Raw genomic sequence first — 18,647 nt, 5'->3', positions numbered from 1 at the left:
CCATCAGTCGGAACCCGTTTTAGACCGCAGTGCGGCCCGCCCCTGTGCCTTGATCGCCGCCATATCCATTGCACTGACCCGACCGGCATGGACATCGGCCACACCCTGCGCAATGTCCGCTTTCAGCGCAGAAAAACTGGCGGCCTGTACGGCCTGATAGGTTTCAAACAGACGCAGCGCTTCACGAATGACTTCACTCGCGGAGCCATACAGGCCAGATGCAACATGGTCTCGCACACGGTTTTCAAGCTCGGCAGGCAGTGAGATGTTCAGCGACATGATGAGAGCCCTTCGTTATGTCAGTCTTTGTCATTTTATGACGCACCCACGCCCACTCAAATACAAACGACCAATGACCTTGCGTGTGCAGTTTGCTGTGCTGCTGCGGCACGGCCCCCGAAGACGCTTCCCATGGGCTGAGTTGCAAAGTTACAAAGTTGATTAGAATCTGACCCCGATTTTCAAGACCCCGGGGGTCCGCCTGCACCAGGCGATCTGGATCGAAAAAGGCCCGCGCCGCGTAAACGAAATCAAAGCCGCGCTGGCGAAAGCACGCCTCGCTTTTCACTTCAACCTATTCGAACAGCATGGGGCAGGTGTAGTTCAATGGCCCACTGCTGGCATTTCACTTTTGAATCCGCCGTGTTTTAGGCAATGAATGGGGCTCTGACCCCCATTACTCCTGATGGTTTCCGGTGATGCAATCGCATCATGATGCAGTAGAATCAATGTACTCCCTCACCGCAAAAGAAAGAGGCAGACCATGCGTACCACCATTGATTTGGAATACGACACCTTGATCGCAGCCAAGGAAATTGCCCGCGCGGAAAACACCAGCCTTGGCAAAGTCATCTCGCGCCTGGTGCGCCAGGCGCTTACGGGGGGGTCAGCACCGCAGGCCACCACAAGCCTGCCCGCCACGGCCACGGGATTTGTGCCATTTGAGTCGCGCGGCGTTGTGGTCAGCAACGAGCTCATCAATCGCTTGCGCGATGCCGACGGTATTTAGGCCATGCGTGCCCTGTTGGACGTCAATGTCTTGATCGCACTGCTGGATGCGGCGCACATGCACCACACCCGAGCCACCCAGTGGCTGCAGCAACAGATAGCCAACGGCTGGGCCTCCTGCCCGCTGACGCAAAACGGCTGCTTGCGCATCATGGCCCAGCCCGCCTACCCCCAGGCCCTGCCACTGGCCGCAGTCGCCAGCCGTCTGGCCCAGGCCGCCGCGCACCACGCACACGCTTTTCTGGCCGACGACTACAGCATGCTGGATGCCAACCAGGTGCATTGGCCACACCTGCTGGGCCATCGACAAATTACCGACAGCTATCTGCTGGGCTTGGCGGTGCGCCACCAATGCCGTTTTGTCAGCTTTGATGCGCGGCTGAACCTGCAAGCCGTACCCGGCGCGACCGCGGAGCATTTGATCATCCTGTAGCCACATGGAATGGGGTTGAAACAGGAGTCCTGCCAAGGGGCAGCAAATCATTCAATTGATAGCTGCTTTCGCTTACCCCACAAGCGCCAGAGGCTGATTTCACTCAAATGAACCCGCGTCAGCCCCCAGCCCCCGGCCCTGCGACAAAAGACCACACCCAGCCAGGAGATGCCGCCATGACCATCCCCGGCCCAAACCACAATTTAATGCCCGGCTTACCTCGCCTGGGAGACCGGGCAGCCTGAAAAGCACGAAAATTAATTGGACTCTGACCCCAATTGCCTTCACCAGTGCACGCCATGGACAAAGTTTTCAGTATGAAAACGAATTCTTTGAATTTATACTGAAAAAATGTACTGGCACGAACTCAGTGATCTGCAAAAGAAGCAATACATCGACGCCGAATCGGTGTTCATGGCCCTGCGCGACGCCCAAAAGGCCGCCCAGGCGGTGCGCGGCTCCATGCTGTGGCGCCAGGTAAACGGCAAGACTTACCTGATCCGCACCAATGCCGACAACTCGCAAAAGTCACTCGGCCCGCGCAATGCCGACACCGAGGCGGTGTACGACAAATTCATGGCGCGCAAAAAAATGTCGAGCGAACGCGTGGCGGGCCTGCGCCAGGCATTGCAACTGCACCAGAAGCTCAACCGTGCGCACCGCGTGGGTCGCACGCCTGAAATCGTCGTGCAAATCCTCAATCAACTGCACAAATCGGGCATTGGCGAGCACTTTATTACCGTAGGCACGCACGCTCTTTTTGCCTATGAAAGCGCTTGCGGCGTGCGCTTTGTCGATGAAGCAACCACCACGCAGGACATCGACCTGCTGATGGACACGCAAAAGCACCTGCTGCTGGCGTCCACCCTGGAGGAACGCAGTGAATCGCTGCTGTCGACACTGCAGAAAGTGGATGCCACCTTCGACCTGCGCGACGACCAGCTTTACACCGCCGTCAACGCCAATGGTTTTGAAGTGGACGTGATCCGGCGCATGGCCACCCACCGTGACCCCCATCCGCTGCAAGCCACTTCGGCGGAGCGCGATTTCTGGGTGGTGCAGGTGGGCAGCGGCGCGCAAATGGCCTCTGCACAACGCTTTGCGCAAATGGTGGTGTCGGCATCAGGCCACATGGCACTTATGACCACACTGCACCCCGCCACTTTTAGCCGACTCAAGCAGGCCCTGGCCACCAACCCTACGCGCGACCCTCTGAAAAAATCACGCGATGCGCTGCAAGCACAGGCCGTGGCGCAGTTGGTTGAAGAAATGCTGCCGCACCTGTTGCCCTCGCAGGCCATCAACCCGGCCCATCCAGCATCCTGATGCCCCGGGGTTTCTGTGCACGGTTTCAATAACGCCCAAAACCCACTCGTGCATGCAATCAATTAATCGAAGTCTGCCCCCAATTTTTTGGCTGCAAGGCCCGTTACATGCAACAGCTGAGATGGACCTTAAATGCAATCCTCTTTGCCAAGCTTGGGGCCCGTGAAGTCGATTGGGTTGCGCAGTGCAGATGGATTAATTGGATTTTGACCCCAATTATTTTAAAGCCGCGCTGGCGAAAGCACGCCTCGCTTTTCACTTCATCCCATTCGAATTGCATAGAGCAAGTGTAGTTCAATGGCCCACTGCTGGCATTTCACTGCAATCCATTGGACCCATGACCCCATGGCAGCCCCAACCCCATGGCCGAGTGATTTCCGCGCACCGCATCGCCATCGCCAGTGGCCGCATCGAAATGCTGCCCGCCACTTTGACCCTCATCGAAGCCGGCACCGCCAAAAAAGGCGATGTGCTGGGCATCGCCCGCATTGCTGGCATCATGGCGGCCAAGAAAACCAGCGACCTCATCCCGCTGTGCCACCCGCTGGCGCTGACCCGCGTTGCTATTGAATTTGAAGCTGCTAGCGCACGACAGCCAAGCGCTACAGGCATATTTTGTGCCGCAACCGTGGAAACCGTCGGCCCCACCGGCGTCGAGATGGAAGCCCTCACCGCCGTGCAGGTGGCCCTGCTCACCATCTACGACATGTGCAAGGCCGTGGACCGGGGCATGTCCATCCACGATGTGCGCGTGGTGGAAAAGCATGGGGGGAAGTCGGGGAGTTTTGTGGCGCACCAGTACTAGACCCTGTGGGCCACTTCATAGTGCCTATGGCACAGCTAAAGCGCACTCGGGTTGCCAAGCAATTTCCGCTTGCAGGATGTGGCGCAACTGGTCACAAAAATAGGCCGTATCTATTTCACCGTGCTGCGCGCGCAGCACTTGCAGTTGGCGAGTGGCTTCCGCAGGGCGCTTGTTCAAAGCCAACGCCATGGCGTACCGGTATTTCACCGTGGGCAGAGGGTTACTGAGTGCGACCGTGCGCAGCAATTCCAGATCGGATGCGGGCATGTCTGACGTCAGCGGCAAGCGAATCCCCTCCAGCAATGCGCCGAGTTGGGTCAGCATGACAATGTTTGGGCGCTCATACGCAGATGGGGTGGCCCCGATTCGCAACATTTCAAAGCGGGCCACACGGTAATCCTCTTCTGCTTTGATGTATTCGGCCACCGACCATGTCATGAGCGATGTCGTCACCAGCAGCAAGCATCCAGCGGTCCTGGGGCGTAAACGCAACCAGACACGACCGCCCAAGGCTCCCTCCGCAACCCCGATACCTAGCATCATCGGAACCAGAAAATAGGCATACGCAAACGGGTATTCGAGCATGGAATGCACTGCCACTGGCAGGGCAACGGCCAGTCCATACCATGGTGTCAAGGCGCGTGTTGCTGTAGTTCGGCGCCATGCCCAAGTTACAGCCAGCGCCGTAAACACCCCGGTGAGTGGCAAGCCCACCCACAGCGCCAGGTCCAGCAGCAGGTTATGGGCGAACGTAAAGGGTGCGCTGGCGCCATTCAGGTGGGCCACTGCGTGGTGGGCCTGTGCGGTCTGGTTGATACCCCAACCCCACCAGGGCTTCAGCAGTGCCGCCTCCCCCAGTTGAACCCAGATGCTCAAGCGCGCGTCATTCGATGCACTCAATCGGCTTTCGATGGCGCTGTCGCCCATCATGTGAACCGCATTGAACAGAGGCGGCCAAACCAAAAACATAGCCACCACTGCAGCGGTAAAACCTATTGCGCCGCTGCGTGGCATATGGGGTGCTATGAAAGGCTGCTTCCAGAGCCACCATGCGGACAAGGCCAATAGACTGAGCAACCCCGTGCGCGACTCCGTGGCGGCGAGCCCTGCGCCCAGAAACAGAGCGATGAAAGCCATGGTGCCCGAAGTCCATTGCTGTCGCAGTTGAAGGTAACCCGCGCTGGCCATGCCCATGACAAGCAGGGTTGCCAAGTGGTTGGTCTGACCCAGGTTTCCGCCGGGCCGGCGCAAGCTCCCCATTCGCGCGATCACCTCCGCGGTTTCCCACAGTTGGAAGACCTGGCAAAAACCAATGAATGCAGAGCAGACCGCTGCGGCGAGCAAGCACCACGCTAACGCCAAGAGCAAATCGGGGGATTGCTGATCGGCAGCCCCCGCGGCCGTCGTGGAGCATTGTGCAAACCCCAAGGACAAACTGGCTGCACTAAGAAATGCGTAAAAAAGAATGACCATGGCATTTCCGCCAAAGGTCAACCGCCCAACCCACCACTGCAGAACGGCAATCCCTCCAAACGCCACAGGTGCCAGCACCACAAGAGGCAGACAGAAAAAGCCTCCTTCTGAAGGCGAGAAAGTTTTCAGCGCTGTCGCCTGCCACGCCAGGACCATTGCGGCCACAAACGCCAAGGCTTCGCTGTGCCAGCTCATCCAGGGCGGGAAGTGACTGGGCATGAGAAAGCCGAGCAGCAATACGCTCCCCCATGCTCCAGTTAAAAAACGATTCGGCATAAACAAAAGCGCTCCCGAAGGAGCGCTTTTCAGGTGCGGTCAAACATTAACCGCGGCAAGAACCTGGCAGGTACTTAGAGGGAATAGTCGTACTTTTTGCGGAACTTCCGCAAACCCAGGAGTGAATCGTTTTACCAAAGTCTGCAGCGGCAAGATCAGCGATTGTGCTGCTAGTGTTCTTTTGGGGAACCAAAGTCAGAACGTTTGTTGTGCTAGTGAGTTGCGGAAGTGCCACCTCGTCAGCGGTAACGGTGATCTTCCCATTTGCATCAACGCTAATGCTCTTAACATACTTAGACACATTTGTACCCGAGGCGGCGCCACCATCGCAGGGGAATGTTGCAGTCGTCATCGTAGCAGAGGCGCTTTGCACAGCCTCAGTTACAGTCGTCCGGCAAGCAGACGCAGCTAAAACCACCTCCGAAACTTTTGAACGCACGGTGTAGTCTTGATAAGCAGGCAGCGCCACAGCAGCCAAAATACCGATGATCGCCACAACGATCATCAATTCGATCAGGGTGAAACCCTTTTGCAGATTACGTTTCATAAAAACTCCTAGGAGGTCAATTGCAATGAAAAACCTGCAGAAGGATTCTCCAGGTTCGCAGTTGTAGCAGCAGCTTTCGTGCCAGGCTTTAATTGCATCAAGACGTGTCTTGATTTGGCGTGTTGCTAGGGCATTCTCTGGGGATTGCCACGCCAACCTCCTTGCGCAGTGCAATGATGACAATTTTGTCGAACCGAATGTGTCGCAAAGTGCATCCTTGTTTTACAAAAGAGCAATCGGGGTCAGACTACAATTTTTGCTGCCTGCGGCGACCGCGGCGCAAGGGCCTATGGCGACTGCACCCAGTTCTCCAGCCGCAGGCCGGGCACCCGCTCGAACTCGCGCGTGTTGTGCGTGACCAGAGGCGCGTCGAGGCTCAGTGCATGGGCAGCAATCATGGTGTCCAGGGCACCGATGGGCTGGCCTTGGCGCTCAAGATTTGCACGCAAGTCGCCATATGCCCAAAGCGCTTTGGTGTCGAAGGGCAGTATTTCCAGCGGCGCCAGAAACATCTCCAGTGCCGCCTTGTTGCGCGCTGAGCGGCTTTTGGCCACCCCATAAGCCAGCTCTGCAGCCACCACGCTGCACAGGCCAACCTCGCCAAGGCGGTATTGGCGAAACCGCACCAGCACTTCGGGCGGTTTGGCGTTGATGATGTAGATGTAGGTATCAAGCAGGGTCATCCAGAAATCTCGGGGCGCGCCTGCTCTGGCGGTTGTTCGCGCACCAAAATGAAATCGGGATCAAAAGCAGACAAGGCTGCTTCGAAGGTATCCCAGGGGTTGTTCAGCGGCAGCAGCAACACACCGTTGCCAAAGTGACGCACTCCGACATCGGTGCCGGTGAACCGGAATTCCTTGGGTAGCCTCACCGCTTGGCAGCGGCCTGACTGAAAGAGACGAGCGGTTTCCACGGCGCACCTCCAGAAACTGGTAAACACCAACGATAACCACCATTCTCGGTGTGCGCAAACACCGGCCCCATGAAACAGCGCAAGAGTGAATGAAGGCACCCTACACCTCAAACTCTTGCCCCGCCTGCAACCACGAAATGTCATGCGGCTCACCACTGCCCGGGTGCGTGACGGCGTCGAAGCGGCGCACTTGTTCCACAATCAATTGCGTTTCGGACGGCTTGGTGTGGGTGATGTAGATGGGGCATGGCCTGCCGGGGTTGAGTTGCGCCAGTTCTTGCGCCAGGGTGTGGGGTGCCAGGTGCTGGCTGCGCTGCGCCAGGGCGCTTTCGTGGTTGCTAAAAGCGGTTTCTATGACCAGCATGGCCACGGGCAACTGGTTGATGCGTTGCCAGAAGGCGGGGTTTGGCCCGGTGTCGCCGCTGTAGACCCACCAGCCGCTGCGCCCGCGCACGGCATAGCCCACGGCGGGCACGGTGTGGATGGCGGGCAGCACCTCAATATCGAGGCCGGCGAGGTGCACCGTTTGCGCGGTTTCGAGCTCTTTGTAGATCAGGAAAGGCGCTGCGGCACTGGGGATGCGGCTGAAATCCGGCCAGATGACGTTGTTGAAAACATGGGCCTGCAGCGCGGCGATGGTGGCGGGCAGGGCGTGCACCTGCACCGGGGTGCTGCGCAGGGACGACACGGCGTCCAGCATCAGGGGCAGGGCTGCCACATGGTCCAGATGCGAATGCGTGAGCAACACATGGTCGATCTGGCGCATTTCTTCGAGGGTGAGGTTGCCCACGCCGGTGCCTGCGTCGATGAGTACACGCCCCTCAATCAGAAAAGCGGTGGTGCGGCAACCTTGCGCAATGGCACCCGAGCATCCCAACACGCGAACCTTCATGCCACCGCCTTGTCAGGAGTTGAAGCAGGCTATGTCAATGCCGCCCGCTGAGCCCCGAAGGGTAACACCCCAAACGTCCTGTCCGCGCAGCGATTTTCCGCGGGGAATCAGCCTTGCTCGAACTGCATCTCGGTGCCTGCCAGGGTGATGCAGTCGCCATGCTTGAGGGGCACGGGGGCCTCTCCCATGGGGGTGCCGTTGAGCAGGGGCCTGTCGGGCCCTTCGACGTGCGCCAGCACATGGCCCTGGTGGCGTTTGGTGATGGAGGCCACAGCCACACCGGGCTTGCCGATGGTGGTGACCACCTTTGACAGCGCCACCTCGCGCCCGGCCGCCGCGCCCGACATCACGCGAATGACCGCCGAGGGCAACGCAGCTGCTGGCGGGGTTGGTGCTGCCGCGGCGGCGGCACGGGGCAACCCCATGGACGGGGGAACCATGCCGGGCTTGAAGAGCATGGTTTTCTCGAAATTTTCGCCCTCGGCCTCTTGCAAGAAGCGGATCTTGTATTTGCCCACTTCGATAATGTCGCCGTTGCGCAGCTCTTGGCGTGTGACGGCCTTGGCGTTGACATAGGTGCCGTTGGTGCTGCCCACGTCTTCGATTTCCACCCCATCGTCGGCCATGTGGATGACGGCGTGCTCACCGCTGACGGCAAGGTTGTCGATGACGATGTCGTTGTAGGGGCGCCGGCCCAGCGTGGTGCGCTCCTTGGTCAACTCGACCTCTTTGATGACGACGCTGTCGATCGAAACGATCATTCTGGGCATGATCCACTCCTGGTGTGTTGAATTGTTGTGGGGTTGAGCGGCATCATGCAGCCCGGATCAATCGGGACATGAAACCTCGTTTTTTGCCGCCCGCTGCCGCCGTTTGCACCAGCAGCACACTGATGTTGTCGCGCCCGCCCTGTGCGTTGGCGGTATCGACGAGCAGGTTGGTTTTTTCTTCCAGCGACAGGGATGCGCGCACCATGTCCGCCACATCGGCGTCGGGCACCATGTCGGTCAGGCCGTCGGAGCACAGGAGGAACAAATCGTTCGGCGCCACCTGGAATTCGTTCACTTCCATTTGCACATGGGGCTCGACCCCCAGGGCACGGGTGACCAGATTGCCATTGGTGGACACGGCGGCTTGCTGGGGGGTCATCAAGCCGGCATCCACTTGTTCCTGCAGCCAGGAATGGTCGCGCGTGATTTGCTGCAAAACGCCATCGCGCAGTCGGTAGCAGCGCGAGTCGCCGATGTGCCCCAGAATAAGCCGGTCGCCCCGAAAGACGCCCACAACCAGCGTGGTGCCCATGCCTGCATATTGGGGATTGGAGAGTGAGGCGCCCAGCACGGCGTGGTTGGCGTTTTCCACGCAGATTTCAAGCGCCCTTCGGACATCGGCGCTCTGCGCATTCTGGCCGGCTTGTGCGAGCCAGCGCGCCATTTCCGTACGAATGAAGGTGGTGGCCATGGCGCTGGCCACTTCGCCGGCGTTGTAGCCACCCATGCCATCCGCCAGAACGGCAATTTGCGCATCGCGGTCGAAGGCCACGGAGTCTTCGTTGTTGTTGCGCACCCGTCCGCGGTCGGTGCGGGCGAAAAATTCGTAGATCATGGAGGTTGCCGCGTGCGTCGTCAGGCAGCCGAACACGGTGGAAGTACCGAGTTCCGGACAGCGGGAAGCTTTATCACGCTTGGCGGGAAAGCTGCCATGTCAGGCCCATTTGCATCGCGACTCGCATCATAGACGAGTGCTTGGCTGGGCAGCACTGGTGCGGTGGCAGGCGTAGCAATGCCTGGCGTCATTGATTGCGATGGGCTTGCATGATCGAAAAACTCTCCACCTCACAGGTTGCTCTGTCCAGAGAACAGCAATTTTTACGCCCGCTCAGAACGCGGCGTTCGGGCCGCATTCGGCACATGTTTTCAGGTCATGGCCACTCAACAACGGCATGCCTCTGACACTGCTGGCGACAGAGAGACAACAGAGTGTCATTTTTGTCACCGCCTTGACTGCATTGGGCTGCCTGGCCGTTGCATCCAACCAAGACAGCCTGGATGCAAAAAGCGCCCGAAACCAGGGTTTCGGGCGCTTCTGTTTTTGACGGTTCCCGCTATCTTGCGGTGGCGCCCACGGCGCCAGTCACTCGCTGGCCGAATTACTTCAGTTGGGCCTTGAGCAGCTTGCCCAGTTCCGAAGGGTTGCGCGTGACGATAAAGCCGCACTCTTCCATGATGGCGAGCTTGGCATCGGCCGTGTCGGCACCGCCGGAGATCAGCGCGCCTGCATGGCCCATGCGCTTGCCGGCCGGGGCGGTCACACCCGCGATGAAACCAACAATGGGCTTCTTCATGTTGGCCTTGCACCACTGGGCGGCTTCGGCTTCATCGGGGCCGCCGATTTCGCCAATCATGATGACGGCATCGGTGTCGGGGTCATCGTTGAAGGCGCGCATCACGTCGATGTGCTTGAGGCCATTGATGGGATCGCCACCAATGCCCACGGCGGTCGACTGGCCCAGGCCCACTTCGGTCAGCATGGCCACGGCTTCGTACGTCAGCGTGCCCGAACGGCTCACCACGCCGATGCGGCCCTTGCGGTGGATGTGGCCGGGCATGATGCCGATCTTGATTTCGTCGGGCGTGATGATGCCGGGGCAGTTGGGGCCCAGCAGCAGCGTCTTCTTGCCACCGGCGGCTTCCTTGGCCTTCATCTTGTTGCGCACTTCGAGCATGTCGCGCACGGGGATGCCTTCGGTGATGCAGATGGCCATGTCCAGGTCGGCTTCCACGGCCTCCCAGATGGCGGCAGCAGCGCCTGCAGGCGGCACGTAGATCACGGACACGGTGGCGCCGGTCTGTTGCGCGGCTTCCTTGACGGAGGCGTAGATCGGGATGTTGAAGATCGACTCGCCGGCCTTCTTGGGGTTCACGCCGGCCACGAAGGCGTTCTTGCCGTTCGCGTATTCCTGGCACTTTTCGGTGTGGAACTGGCCAGTCTTGCCCGTGATGCCCTGGGTGATGACCTTGGTGTCTTTGTTGATGTAGATCGACATGTGCGTGTCCTAGCGTTCTGGTCGGGTCATTACTTGACGGCAGCGACGATCTTCGTCGCGGCTTCGGCCATGGTGTCGGCCGCGATGATGGGCAGGCCGGATTCGGCCAGCAGCTTCTTGCCCAGCTCTTCGTTGGTGCCCTTCATGCGCACCACCAGCGGTACCGACAGGTTCACGGCCTTGCAGGCAGTGATCACGCCGTTGGCGATGGTGTCGCATTTCATGATGCCGCCGAAGATGTTGACCAGAATGCCTTCCACCTTGGGGTTGCTCAGCATGATCTTGAAAGCTTCGGTGACCTTCTCGGCGGTGGCGCCACCGCCCACGTCCAGGAAGTTGGCTGGCTCGCCGCCAAACAGCTTGATGGTGTCCATGGTGGCCATGGCCAGGCCGGCACCGTTCACCAGGCAGCCGATGTTGCCATCGAGGCTGATATAGGCCAGGTCGAACTTGGAGGCTTCGACTTCGGCGGGATCTTCTTCGTCCAGATCGCGGAAGGCCACGATTTCCGGGTGGCGGAACAGCGCGTTGGGATCAAAGTTGAACTTTGCGTCCAGCGCCATCAGGTTGCCCTTGGAGTCGCAGTTAAGGGGGTTGATTTCCACCAGCGACGCGTCGGTTTCCATATAGCACTTGTAGATCTTGGCGAAGATGTCTACAGCTTGGTCGATGGAAGCGCCAGTCAGGCCGATGGCTGCGGCCACCTTCTTGCTCTGCTCGGCGGTGATGCCAGTCAGGGGGTCGATCATCTCGGTGATGATCTTCTCGGGCGTGGAGTGGGCCACTTCCTCAATGTCCATGCCGCCCTCGGACGAAGCGATCAGGGCCACCTTCTGCGTAGCGCGGTCGGTGACCAGCGATACATACAGCTCGTTCTTGATGTCGGCGCCGTCTTCGATGTACAGGCGGCGGACCTTCTGGCCTTCGGGGCCGGTCTGGTGCGTCTTGAGCTGCATGCCCAGGATTTCGCCCGCGATGCGCTTGACGTCTTCGATGGTCTTGGCAACCTTCACGCCGCCGCCCTTGCCGCGTCCACCGGCGTGGATCTGGGCCTTGACAACCCACACGGGGCCGCCAAGTTTTTGTGCTGCTTCCACGGCTTCTTGCACCGTGAATGCGGGAATGCCACGCGGAACGGGCACACCAAAATTGCGCAAGATTTCCTTGCCTTGGTATTCGTGAATCTTCATGAGGTCTCTCTCAGGGAAGGGTGGTATTTACCCGTTTACCATGGACAAAGAATGTCTGGCCGCGGGCTCGGGACATGGCAGCCTGTGAATGTATCATGCTGCAATGCACCATCCCTTGTGCCAAGCTTACAGGGGTGGCCAGAACGCGATCCCCCTTGCAGGAGCATTCACATGTCCAGAATCTTTATTGATGGCGAAGCCGGCACCACGGGTCTGCAGATCCGCGAACGCCTGCAGGCCATGCCCCAGATCGAGCTGGTGAGCATTGCGCCCGAGTTGCGCAAGGACCCTGCCGCCAAGCGCGAATTGATTGCGGGCGTGGACCTGGTGGTGCTGTGCCTGCACGACGACGCGGCACGCGAGACCGTGGCCATGGTCGACGACATCGAAAAGACCACTGGCCGCCAAGTCAAGGTGATTGACGCCAGCACCGCGCACCGCACGGCGCCCGGCTGGGTGTTTGGTTTTCCCGAGCTGGCCGCAGGGCAGGCGCAGGCCGTGCGTGAGGCGCTGCGCGTCTCCAACCCCGGCTGCTACGCCACCGGCGCGATTGCCCTGCTGCGACCGCTGGTGGATGCAGGCCTGGTGCCCAAGGATTTTCCGCTCGCGCTGCCTTCGGTCAGTGGCTATTCGGGCGGCGGCCGCACCATGATCGAAGCTTATGAGCAAGGCCAGGCCGCACCGTTTGAGCTGTATGCACTGGGCCTGTCGCACAAGCACCTGCCCGAGATCCTGAAATACACCGGGCTCACACGCCGGCCCATTTTTGTGCCCGCCGTCGGCAATTTCCGCCAGGGCATGCTGGTGCAATTGCCCTTGCACCTTGATCTGTTGCCGGGCCAGCCCAAGGCGGCCGATCTGCACGACGCGCTGGCATCGCACTACGCCCAGAGCAACACGCCCGCGCAGTGGGTAAGCGTGCTGCCGCCCACCGAAGACGGCAAGTTGGAGCCCACCGCGCTCAACGACACCAACAAGCTGGAGTTGCGGGTGTTCGCCAACGAAACCTACCGCCACGCCGTGCTGGTGGCGCGCCTGGATAACCTGGGCAAGGGCGCCAGCGGTGCGGCAGTGCAAAACCTGCAGTTGATGCTAGGTTTGTGAATGGGCAGGCCCTGCGACAGCGGGGCCTGACGCAGCCGACTGGCTTGGCTGGCAGTTGAAATGCTTCGTATTTGATAGCTTGTTGCGCTCATGGATAAAGGGCTGAGGGCCTTTTTTATCCAAAATTACCGGCAATCCAGTTCCCTGGCAGTGGCCCCATCTTTCACGTGGGCTCGTCGTCGGGGCTGCCGTCGCGCACCACACGGCGCACCACGTCGCCCGAGAACCCGCGTGCGGCCAGAAAGCGCATTTGCCGCGCACGCTCTTGTGCATCGGTGGCCACACTGCCAAAGCGCTGGCGCCACACGGCCTGGGCACGCTCGTGCTCGGTGGCGCGCAGGCGCTCGGCCGTGGCGCGCACCAGATCATCATCGAGCCCCTTGCTGCGCAGCTCCTGCACCAGGCGCTGCGTGCCCAGGCGCGCAGCGCGGCGGTGCACCAGCGATTCGGCCACGCGGTTGGCGTTGATGAAATCCTTGGCCTGCAGGTCATCGAGCACGGCGTTGAGGTCGTCGCCCTCCTGCACGTGCCGCGCCAGCTTGGTCGCCAGCTCGGTGCGCGAATGTTCGCGCTGGGACAGCAGCCGCAGCGCGCGGCCCTTGAGGGAGAGGGTGCCAAAGGCCATGGCGATATTGTTGCTATATTATTAATAGCTGCTGGCGCTTATTGGGTAAGCGCCAGCAGCCTATTTGACCTCAAAAAAAAGTAGCCGGTGCGCCTTGCATGAAAGGCGCCCGCTGCCGCTCTTGCTACCGCGCTTACTTGTCTTCCTTCTCACCCTTCTCGGCCTTGGCTGGCTTGGTGGCGGGGGCAGCTTCCAGGGCGGCGGGCAGCAGGGCAATGCCCAGGCTTTCGCGCACCTTGTTTTCGATCTCGCGGGCGAGGTCGGGGTTCTCGCGCAGGAACTCGCGGGCGTTGTCGCGGCCCTGGCCGATTTTCTCGCCGTTGTAGGCATACCAGGCACCGGCTTTTTCAACGATCTTGGCGTTCACGCCCATGTCGATGATCTCGCCTTCGCGGCTGATGCCCTCGCCAAACAGGATGTCGAACTCGGCCGTCTTGAACGGGGGCGACACCTTGTTCTTGACCACCTTGACCTTGGTTTCGTTGCCGATGGCTTCGTCACCCTTCTTGATGGTGCCGGTGCGGCGAATGTCCAGGCGCACCGAGGCGTAGAACTTGAGCGCATTGCCGCCGGTGGTCGTCTCGGGGCTGCCGAACATCACGCCAATCTTCATGCGGATCTGGTTAATGAAGATGACCATGCAGTTGGTCTTTTTGATGGTGGAGGTGAGCTTGCGCAGCGCCTGGCTCATCAGGCGGGCCTGCAGGCCGGGCAGGCTGTCGCCCATTTCGCCTTCGATTTCGGCCTTGGGGGTGAGGGCGGCCACCGAGTCGATGACGATCAGGTCCACGGCGCCCGAGCGCACCAGGCTGTCCACGATTTCGAGCGCCTGCTCGCCGGTGTCTGGCTGGCTGATGAGCAGGTCGGAGAGCTGCACGCCGAGTTTCTGGGCGTATTGCACATCCAGGGCGTGCTCGGCATCGACAAATGCGCAGGTGCCGCCCTGCTTTTGCATCTCGGCAATCACCTGCAGCGTGAGGGTGGTCTTGCCCGACGATTCGGGGCCATAGATCTCGACCACACGGCCACGCGGCAGGCCGCCCACGCCCAGGGCGACATCCAGGCCCAGCGAGCCGGTGGAGACGACCTGGATGTCCTCGATCACCTCGCCTTCGCCCAGACGCATGATGGTGCCCTTGCCAAACTGCTTCTCGATCTGGGCGAGCGCGGCGGCCAGGGCCTTGGCCTTTTCGGTGTTCACTGGCAATGCGGGGTTGGTGCCTTTGACTGCGACGTCCATGAGAAACTCCTTGAAAAACAACAGGTTGGATGCTGGCATCGCTCTGCGGTTAATCACAGGCTGGATGCTTGAACAGTAGTTTATGCGAGCAATGGAATCGAGATAAAGCAATTTTTAGTCAGTTTGCCTGACAATGTGGCATGGATGATTTTTCACCTGCGACCCTCTCCATCACGCCCCCCATCCCGGCCATTTCGACGCCCGACGACCGCTGGCGCCAGACCCACCTGGGCCGCCTGATGGGCAGTGCGCTGCGCCGCTTCGATGCCCGGGTGCTGCAGCTCATGGCGCGCAATGTCGAGGTGCCGCTGGCGCTGTCCAACCTGGCGGCGCGCGATCAGGTCACGGCAGCCCATGTGCACATCACCCGGCACTTGGCATTGCAGGGCGACCGGCTGACCGACCTGGCCCAGCGCGCGGGCATGACCAAGCAGGCCATGGCCAACCTGGTGGACCAGTGCGAGGCCTGGGGCCTGGTCACGCGCGCGGCCGACCCGCTGGATGCGCGCGCGCGGCGCGTGTGCTTTACGCCCACGGGCCTGGCCTGGCTGCAGGCGTTTCGCGACGCCGTGGCGCAGGCAGAAGCAGAGTTTCGTGAAGAGGTGGGGCAGGACGTGGCCACGGTGGTGGCCATTGGGCTGGAGGCTTATGCCGGGGCAGCGGGTGGTTGAAGCGCCGCTGCTGCGTCCATAGCGTCCACGGGCTCCGCGCAGGCCAGCAGCCATTGCCGAAAGCACTGCAGCGCGTGCAGCTGCGTGCGCCCTTCGGGGTAGCAAAACCAGTAGCCCACATCGCTTTGGTAGCCGCCGCGCCGGGCGGCATCGGCCAAGGGCTCGCGCACCACGCCTGCGGCGATCTCGTCCTGCACCAGGCAGCGCGGCACCAGCGCCAGGCCCATGCCCGCCATCACGGCACGGATCATGGTCTGGAACTGATCGAACTGCGGGCCGGCCAACGGGTCGATGCTGCCCTGCACGCCGTGCGTTTCGCTCCAACGCAGCCAAGCCTCGGGCACGGTCACATGGCGCAGCAACGTGTGGCGCGCCACGTCGCGCGGGGTGTGGATGGGCCAGTCGGCTACCTTGGCACGTGGAGCGATCAGCGCCACATCGTTGCCCGTGATGTAGTGGGCGTGGGCACCGGGCCAGTGGCCGTCCCCGAAGAGGATGGCGCAGTCGAGCTCGGGCCGCTCGAAGTTGTAGCTGTGCACATACGGCACGAAATGCAGCGTGACCTGCGGGTGCTGCAGCTGGAACTGCGGCAGCCGTGGAATGAGCCATTTGGCGCCAAAGGTGGGCAGGCTCGACAGGTGCAGTGCGCCGCCGCCGTCGTCGCTGGTGATGAGCTCCAGTGTGGCGGCTTCCAGTTGCAGCAGCACGGCCTGCACGGCTTTCTCATAGCGCTCCCCGGCAGGGGTGAGCGCCAGGCGCTTGCGGGTGCGCTCGAACAGCGGCACCGCCACCCAGGTTTCCAGGTCCTTGATCTGCTTGCTCACAGCACTTTGCGTGAGGTGCAGCGCTTCGGCAGCGCGTGAAACACCGCCGAACCGGGCCACGGTGGAGAACGCGCGCAGCAGGTGCAAAGGTGGGGCGAGGCGGCGCAATGACATGGCAGGTTGCACTCAATACATTCCAAAATGGAATGTTATCAGGCATAACCGTTGCTTGGTAGAAGGCGTCAGCTTCGATAACCTCAGTGCATCCCAAAGGAGAATGAACCTATGCAACGCCGTCAACTGCTTGCCTCATTGGCTGCTGTGTCTTTCGTGCCTGGAATGTCTTTTGCCCAAGAGGGCAAGCCATTACGCATGATCGTGCCCTTCCCGCCGGGGGGCGCTACCGACATCACTGCACGCACGCTGCAGGACGCCATGGCCCGCATCCTCAAGCAACCCGTGGTGCTGGAAAACCGCGGCGGCGCGGGTGGCTCCATCGGCATGGCCGAAGTGGCCCGCGCCCCTGCAGACGGCCTGACCATTGGCGTGGCCACGCTGTCCACCCACGGGGTCAACCCCGCCGTGTACAGCAAACTGCCCTACCACCCCACCAAGGATTTCGTGGGCGTGACCGAGATCGTCAAAGCGCCGGGCGTCATCGTGGTCAACCCCAAGGCACTGCCGGTCAAGGACTTTGCCGACCTGGTGAAATACCTCAAGGCCAACCCCGGCAAGGTGTCGTATGCCACGCCGGGCAACGGCACCATCGGCCACATGTGGGGCGAGCTGTTCAAGAGCAGCACCGGCACCTCGATGGTGCACATCCCCTACCGTGGTGCAGGCCCGGCCATCAACGATGTGCTGGCGGGACAGGTGGCGGTGTACTTTGACCAGGTGGCTTCGTCGCTGCCGCACATCAAGTCGGGCAAGGTCAAGGCGCTGGCCGTTTCGTGGCCCCAGCGGCTGGACGTGCTGCCCGATGTGCCCACCTATGGCGAGCTGGGCCATGCCGCCAACAACGATCCGTCGTGGTTTGGCCTGGTGGCACCTGCCGGCACGCCGGCTGCGGCGGTGGATCGCATCCAGCAGGCCGTGGCCCAGGCCCTGCAGGAACCCGCCGTGCGCGAGCGGCTGGCCGGGCAGGGCCTGTACCCCTCGGGCACCACGCCCAAGGCATTCACGGCCCAAATCGCCCGCGAAATCGACAAGATGAAAGGCGTGGCGGCATTCGCCAAGGTCAGCCTCGACTGATTTCAGCAGCGGGCCTGCGGGCCCGACGGCCACAACCAGAAAGACTCAGGGATAACCACAGGGTCTTTCGGGTCTGGGCGGCTAGGCCGGCCGCCCCAAATTGCGCACACTTTGCCTATGCATGCAGCCTTGAAACTGATCAACCACCGCTTTCAACAACCTGATCCCGGTGCCACCGGCACGCCCGGCGTTGCCGCGCCCCCCGTCAGCATGGTGTCGCAACAGCCCGGCACCACCCCGCTGGTGCTGGACTCGCCGCACAGCGGCACGTTCTACCCACACGATTTTGGCGCGGTTTGCGATCTGCCCACGCTGCGCCGTGCGGAAGACACCCACGTCGAAAAAATCTACGCCTTTGCCCCCGCATTGGGCGTGGCCTGGGTCGAGGCGCATTTCCCGCGCATCTACCTCGATGCCAACCGCGACACCACCGAGCTCGACACCACGCTGCTCGATGGTGAATGGACCGACCCCATCTCGACCGACCCCAAGGTGCTGAGCAAGGTGCGTCTGGGCAAGGGCCTGATCTGGAAGTTCACGGACGAAGGCGAGCCCATCTACAACCGCCTGCTCTCGGTGGCCGAGGTGCGCGCGCGCATTGACCGCTGCTGGCGCCCCTACCACGGCGCCGTGGCGCAGGCCATTGACGCGGCCCATGCACGCCATGGCTACAGCATCCACATCAACTGCCATTCGATGCCCGCCGTGGCCGCCAGCCATGCCACCGAGTTTCCGGGCATGGTGCATGCCGACTTCGTGGTGGGCGACCGCGATGGCAGCACCGCCAGCCCGGCGCTGTCGGCCCTGATCTGCGAGCACCTGCGCGGCTGTGGCTACAGCGTGGAATACAACCACCCCTACAAGGGCGTGGAGCTGGTGCGCCGCTACGGCAACCCGGCGCAGCACCGCCACAGCATCCAGGTCGAGATCAACCGCAAGCTCTACATGGACGAAACCACCCTGGAGCAGCACCCCGAGGGCATGGCCCGCCTGCAGGCCGACCTGCAGGCGCTGGTGCACAAGCTGCTGGTGACCGACCCACGCTGAAGGGCCTTGGCTGCGCCGGGGTGGGCCCGCCACCCC

At 61.3% G+C, this 18,647-nt stretch carries 21 protein-coding genes; 8 read left to right on the top strand and 13 right to left on the bottom strand.

Going from position 1 to position 18,647, the window contains the following annotated elements; genetic code table 11:
• Nucleotides 1-3: 3 nt before the first annotated feature.
• On the bottom strand, nt 4-279 hold the full coding sequence (locus B7Y64_RS01715) for a type II toxin-antitoxin system ParD family antitoxin (protein ID WP_291326378.1): 276 nt from the start codon (nt 277-279) through the stop codon (nt 4-6).
• Nucleotides 280-763: 484 nt separating this feature from the next.
• Between B7Y64_RS01715 and B7Y64_RS01710 the strand changes: the two genes are divergently transcribed.
• The 4 genes from B7Y64_RS01710 to moaC all read left to right on the top strand — a co-directional run bounded on the left by B7Y64_RS01710 (nt 764) and on the right by moaC (nt 3,572).
• Nucleotides 764-1,009, top strand: a complete 246-nt coding sequence (locus tag B7Y64_RS01710; RefSeq protein ID WP_291326376.1) for a hypothetical protein — start codon at nt 764-766, stop codon at nt 1,007-1,009.
• Between the two features lie 3 nt (nt 1,010-1,012).
• Nucleotides 1,013-1,441, top strand: a complete 429-nt coding sequence (locus B7Y64_RS01705; protein WP_291326374.1) for a TA system VapC family ribonuclease toxin — start codon at nt 1,013-1,015, stop codon at nt 1,439-1,441.
• A 351-nt stretch (nt 1,442-1,792) separates the two neighbouring features.
• Nucleotides 1,793-2,767 carry a GSU2403 family nucleotidyltransferase fold protein gene (locus B7Y64_RS01700; protein WP_291326372.1) on the top strand — a complete coding sequence of 325 codons (975 nt, stop codon included), beginning with the start codon at nt 1,793-1,795 and terminating at the stop codon, nt 2,765-2,767.
• Nucleotides 2,768-3,104: 337 nt separating this feature from the next.
• Entirely contained in the window at nt 3,105-3,572 is a 468-nt protein-coding gene (moaC, locus tag B7Y64_RS01695) for a cyclic pyranopterin monophosphate synthase MoaC (protein ID WP_291328230.1), read from the top strand.
• A gap of 24 nt (nt 3,573-3,596) precedes the next feature.
• Here the strand turns inward: moaC and B7Y64_RS01690 are convergent, their stop codons facing one another.
• The 9 genes from B7Y64_RS01690 to sucC form a co-directional block, all read right to left on the bottom strand.
• Nucleotides 3,597-5,321, bottom strand: coding sequence for an O-antigen ligase family protein (locus B7Y64_RS01690; protein ID WP_291328228.1), 1,725 nt, complete (start codon nt 5,319-5,321; stop codon nt 3,597-3,599).
• Between the two features lie 46 nt (nt 5,322-5,367).
• Nucleotides 5,368-5,868 (bottom strand): pilin, encoded by a 501-nt coding sequence (locus B7Y64_RS01685; protein WP_291325795.1) that lies wholly within the window; start codon nt 5,866-5,868, stop codon nt 5,368-5,370.
• Nucleotides 5,869-6,155: 287 nt separating this feature from the next.
• On the bottom strand, nt 6,156-6,551 hold the full coding sequence (locus B7Y64_RS01680; RefSeq protein WP_291328226.1) for a type II toxin-antitoxin system VapC family toxin: 396 nt from the start codon (nt 6,549-6,551) through the stop codon (nt 6,156-6,158).
• Nucleotides 6,548-6,781: an antitoxin gene (gene vapB / locus B7Y64_RS01675; RefSeq protein ID WP_291325791.1), complete on the bottom strand. Its 234-nt coding sequence runs from the start codon at nt 6,779-6,781 to the stop codon at nt 6,548-6,550. Before vapB ends, B7Y64_RS01680 begins: the two co-directional genes overlap by 4 nt.
• 100 nt (nt 6,782-6,881) lie before the next feature.
• Nucleotides 6,882-7,673 carry a 3',5'-cyclic-nucleotide phosphodiesterase gene (locus tag B7Y64_RS01670; protein WP_291325790.1) on the bottom strand — a complete coding sequence of 264 codons (792 nt, stop codon included), beginning with the start codon at nt 7,671-7,673 and terminating at the stop codon, nt 6,882-6,884.
• Between the two features lie 107 nt (nt 7,674-7,780).
• Entirely contained in the window at nt 7,781-8,443 is a 663-nt protein-coding gene (locus B7Y64_RS01665) for an FHA domain-containing protein (RefSeq protein WP_291325788.1), read from the bottom strand.
• A 43-nt stretch (nt 8,444-8,486) separates the two neighbouring features.
• Nucleotides 8,487-9,278, bottom strand: coding sequence for a Stp1/IreP family PP2C-type Ser/Thr phosphatase (locus B7Y64_RS01660; protein WP_291325786.1), 792 nt, complete (start codon nt 9,276-9,278; stop codon nt 8,487-8,489).
• 544 nt (nt 9,279-9,822) lie between these two features.
• On the bottom strand, nt 9,823-10,719 hold the full coding sequence (gene sucD, locus B7Y64_RS01655) for a succinate--CoA ligase subunit alpha (protein ID WP_291328224.1): 897 nt from the start codon (nt 10,717-10,719) through the stop codon (nt 9,823-9,825).
• Nucleotides 10,720-10,748: 29 nt separating this feature from the next.
• Nucleotides 10,749-11,909 carry an ADP-forming succinate--CoA ligase subunit beta gene (gene sucC, locus B7Y64_RS01650; protein ID WP_024813392.1) on the bottom strand — a complete coding sequence of 387 codons (1,161 nt, stop codon included), beginning with the start codon at nt 11,907-11,909 and terminating at the stop codon, nt 10,749-10,751.
• Between the two features lie 171 nt (nt 11,910-12,080).
• Between sucC and argC the strand changes: the two genes are divergently transcribed.
• A complete protein-coding gene (argC, locus tag B7Y64_RS01645) occupies nt 12,081-13,013 on the top strand; it encodes an N-acetyl-gamma-glutamyl-phosphate reductase (RefSeq protein WP_114656220.1) in 933 nt (310 codons plus the stop codon).
• A 163-nt stretch (nt 13,014-13,176) separates the two neighbouring features.
• On the opposite strand, the gene recX is transcribed toward argC, so the two are convergent.
• On the bottom strand, nt 13,177-13,638 hold the full coding sequence (recX, locus tag B7Y64_RS01640) for a recombination regulator RecX (protein ID WP_291325784.1): 462 nt from the start codon (nt 13,636-13,638) through the stop codon (nt 13,177-13,179).
• A gap of 133 nt (nt 13,639-13,771) precedes the next feature.
• Nucleotides 13,772-14,878 carry a recombinase RecA gene (gene recA, locus B7Y64_RS01635; RefSeq protein WP_024813395.1) on the bottom strand — a complete coding sequence of 369 codons (1,107 nt, stop codon included), beginning with the start codon at nt 14,876-14,878 and terminating at the stop codon, nt 13,772-13,774.
• Nucleotides 14,879-15,018: 140 nt separating this feature from the next.
• Between recA and B7Y64_RS01630 the strand changes: the two genes are divergently transcribed.
• Nucleotides 15,019-15,549: a MarR family winged helix-turn-helix transcriptional regulator gene (locus B7Y64_RS01630; RefSeq protein WP_291325782.1), complete on the top strand. Its 531-nt coding sequence runs from the start codon at nt 15,019-15,021 to the stop codon at nt 15,547-15,549.
• Here the strand turns inward: B7Y64_RS01630 and B7Y64_RS01625 are convergent.
• A complete protein-coding gene (locus B7Y64_RS01625; protein WP_291325780.1) occupies nt 15,525-16,487 on the bottom strand; it encodes a LysR substrate-binding domain-containing protein in 963 nt (320 codons plus the stop codon). The genes B7Y64_RS01630 and B7Y64_RS01625 overlap by 25 nt on opposite strands.
• 111 nt (nt 16,488-16,598) lie before the next feature.
• Here B7Y64_RS01625 and B7Y64_RS01620 point away from each other — a divergent pair, with 111 nt between their 5' ends.
• Entirely contained in the window at nt 16,599-17,564 is a 966-nt protein-coding gene (locus tag B7Y64_RS01620; protein ID WP_291325778.1) for a tripartite tricarboxylate transporter substrate binding protein BugE, read from the top strand.
• A 117-nt stretch (nt 17,565-17,681) separates the two neighbouring features.
• Nucleotides 17,682-18,611: an N-formylglutamate amidohydrolase gene (locus B7Y64_RS01615; RefSeq protein WP_111865268.1), complete on the top strand. Its 930-nt coding sequence runs from the start codon at nt 17,682-17,684 to the stop codon at nt 18,609-18,611.
• The last annotated feature ends 36 nt before the right edge of the window (nt 18,612-18,647 follow it).

Origin of the sequence: Acidovorax sp. 35-64-16 (assembly GCF_002281195.1) — a bacterium.
Lineage (GTDB): Bacteria > Pseudomonadota > Gammaproteobacteria > Burkholderiales > Burkholderiaceae_C > Acidovorax > Acidovorax defluvii.
The sequence above is the reverse complement of the archived record's forward strand: the minus strand, read 5'-3'. Positions and strand labels throughout refer to the sequence as shown.

What these genes read in the sequence shown, in the direction of transcription:
- B7Y64_RS01715 (WP_291326378.1), bottom strand. Translation starts at nt 279, where the DNA reads ATGTCGCTGAACATCTCACTGCCTGCCGAGCTTGAAAACCGTGTGCGA.
- B7Y64_RS01710 (WP_291326376.1), top strand. Translation starts at nt 764, where the DNA reads ATGCGTACCACCATTGATTTGGAATACGACACCTTGATCGCAGCCAAG.
- B7Y64_RS01705 (WP_291326374.1), top strand. Translation starts at nt 1,013, where the DNA reads ATGCGTGCCCTGTTGGACGTCAATGTCTTGATCGCACTGCTGGATGCG.
- B7Y64_RS01700 (WP_291326372.1), top strand. Translation starts at nt 1,793, where the DNA reads ATGTACTGGCACGAACTCAGTGATCTGCAAAAGAAGCAATACATCGAC.
- moaC (WP_291328230.1), top strand. Translation starts at nt 3,105, where the DNA reads ATGACCCCATGGCAGCCCCAACCCCATGGCCGAGTGATTTCCGCGCAC.
- B7Y64_RS01690 (WP_291328228.1), bottom strand. Translation starts at nt 5,321, where the DNA reads ATGCCGAATCGTTTTTTAACTGGAGCATGGGGGAGCGTATTGCTGCTC.
- B7Y64_RS01685 (WP_291325795.1), bottom strand. Translation starts at nt 5,868, where the DNA reads ATGAAACGTAATCTGCAAAAGGGTTTCACCCTGATCGAATTGATGATC.
- B7Y64_RS01680 (WP_291328226.1), bottom strand. Translation starts at nt 6,551, where the DNA reads ATGACCCTGCTTGATACCTACATCTACATCATCAACGCCAAACCGCCC.
- B7Y64_RS01670 (WP_291325790.1), bottom strand. Translation starts at nt 7,673, where the DNA reads ATGAAGGTTCGCGTGTTGGGATGCTCGGGTGCCATTGCGCAAGGTTGC.
- B7Y64_RS01665 (WP_291325788.1), bottom strand. Translation starts at nt 8,443, where the DNA reads ATGCCCAGAATGATCGTTTCGATCGACAGCGTCGTCATCAAAGAGGTC.
- B7Y64_RS01660 (WP_291325786.1), bottom strand. Translation starts at nt 9,278, where the DNA reads ATGATCTACGAATTTTTCGCCCGCACCGACCGCGGACGGGTGCGCAAC.
- sucD (WP_291328224.1), bottom strand. Translation starts at nt 10,719, where the DNA reads ATGTCGATCTACATCAACAAAGACACCAAGGTCATCACCCAGGGCATC.
- sucC (WP_024813392.1), bottom strand. Translation starts at nt 11,909, where the DNA reads ATGAAGATTCACGAATACCAAGGCAAGGAAATCTTGCGCAATTTTGGT.
- argC (WP_114656220.1), top strand. Translation starts at nt 12,081, where the DNA reads ATGTCCAGAATCTTTATTGATGGCGAAGCCGGCACCACGGGTCTGCAG.
- recX (WP_291325784.1), bottom strand. Translation starts at nt 13,638, where the DNA reads ATGGCCTTTGGCACCCTCTCCCTCAAGGGCCGCGCGCTGCGGCTGCTG.
- recA (WP_024813395.1), bottom strand. Translation starts at nt 14,878, where the DNA reads ATGGACGTCGCAGTCAAAGGCACCAACCCCGCATTGCCAGTGAACACC.
- B7Y64_RS01630 (WP_291325782.1), top strand. Translation starts at nt 15,019, where the DNA reads ATGGATGATTTTTCACCTGCGACCCTCTCCATCACGCCCCCCATCCCG.
- B7Y64_RS01625 (WP_291325780.1), bottom strand. Translation starts at nt 16,487, where the DNA reads ATGTCATTGCGCCGCCTCGCCCCACCTTTGCACCTGCTGCGCGCGTTC.
- B7Y64_RS01620 (WP_291325778.1), top strand. Translation starts at nt 16,599, where the DNA reads ATGCAACGCCGTCAACTGCTTGCCTCATTGGCTGCTGTGTCTTTCGTG.
- B7Y64_RS01615 (WP_111865268.1), top strand. Translation starts at nt 17,682, where the DNA reads ATGCATGCAGCCTTGAAACTGATCAACCACCGCTTTCAACAACCTGAT.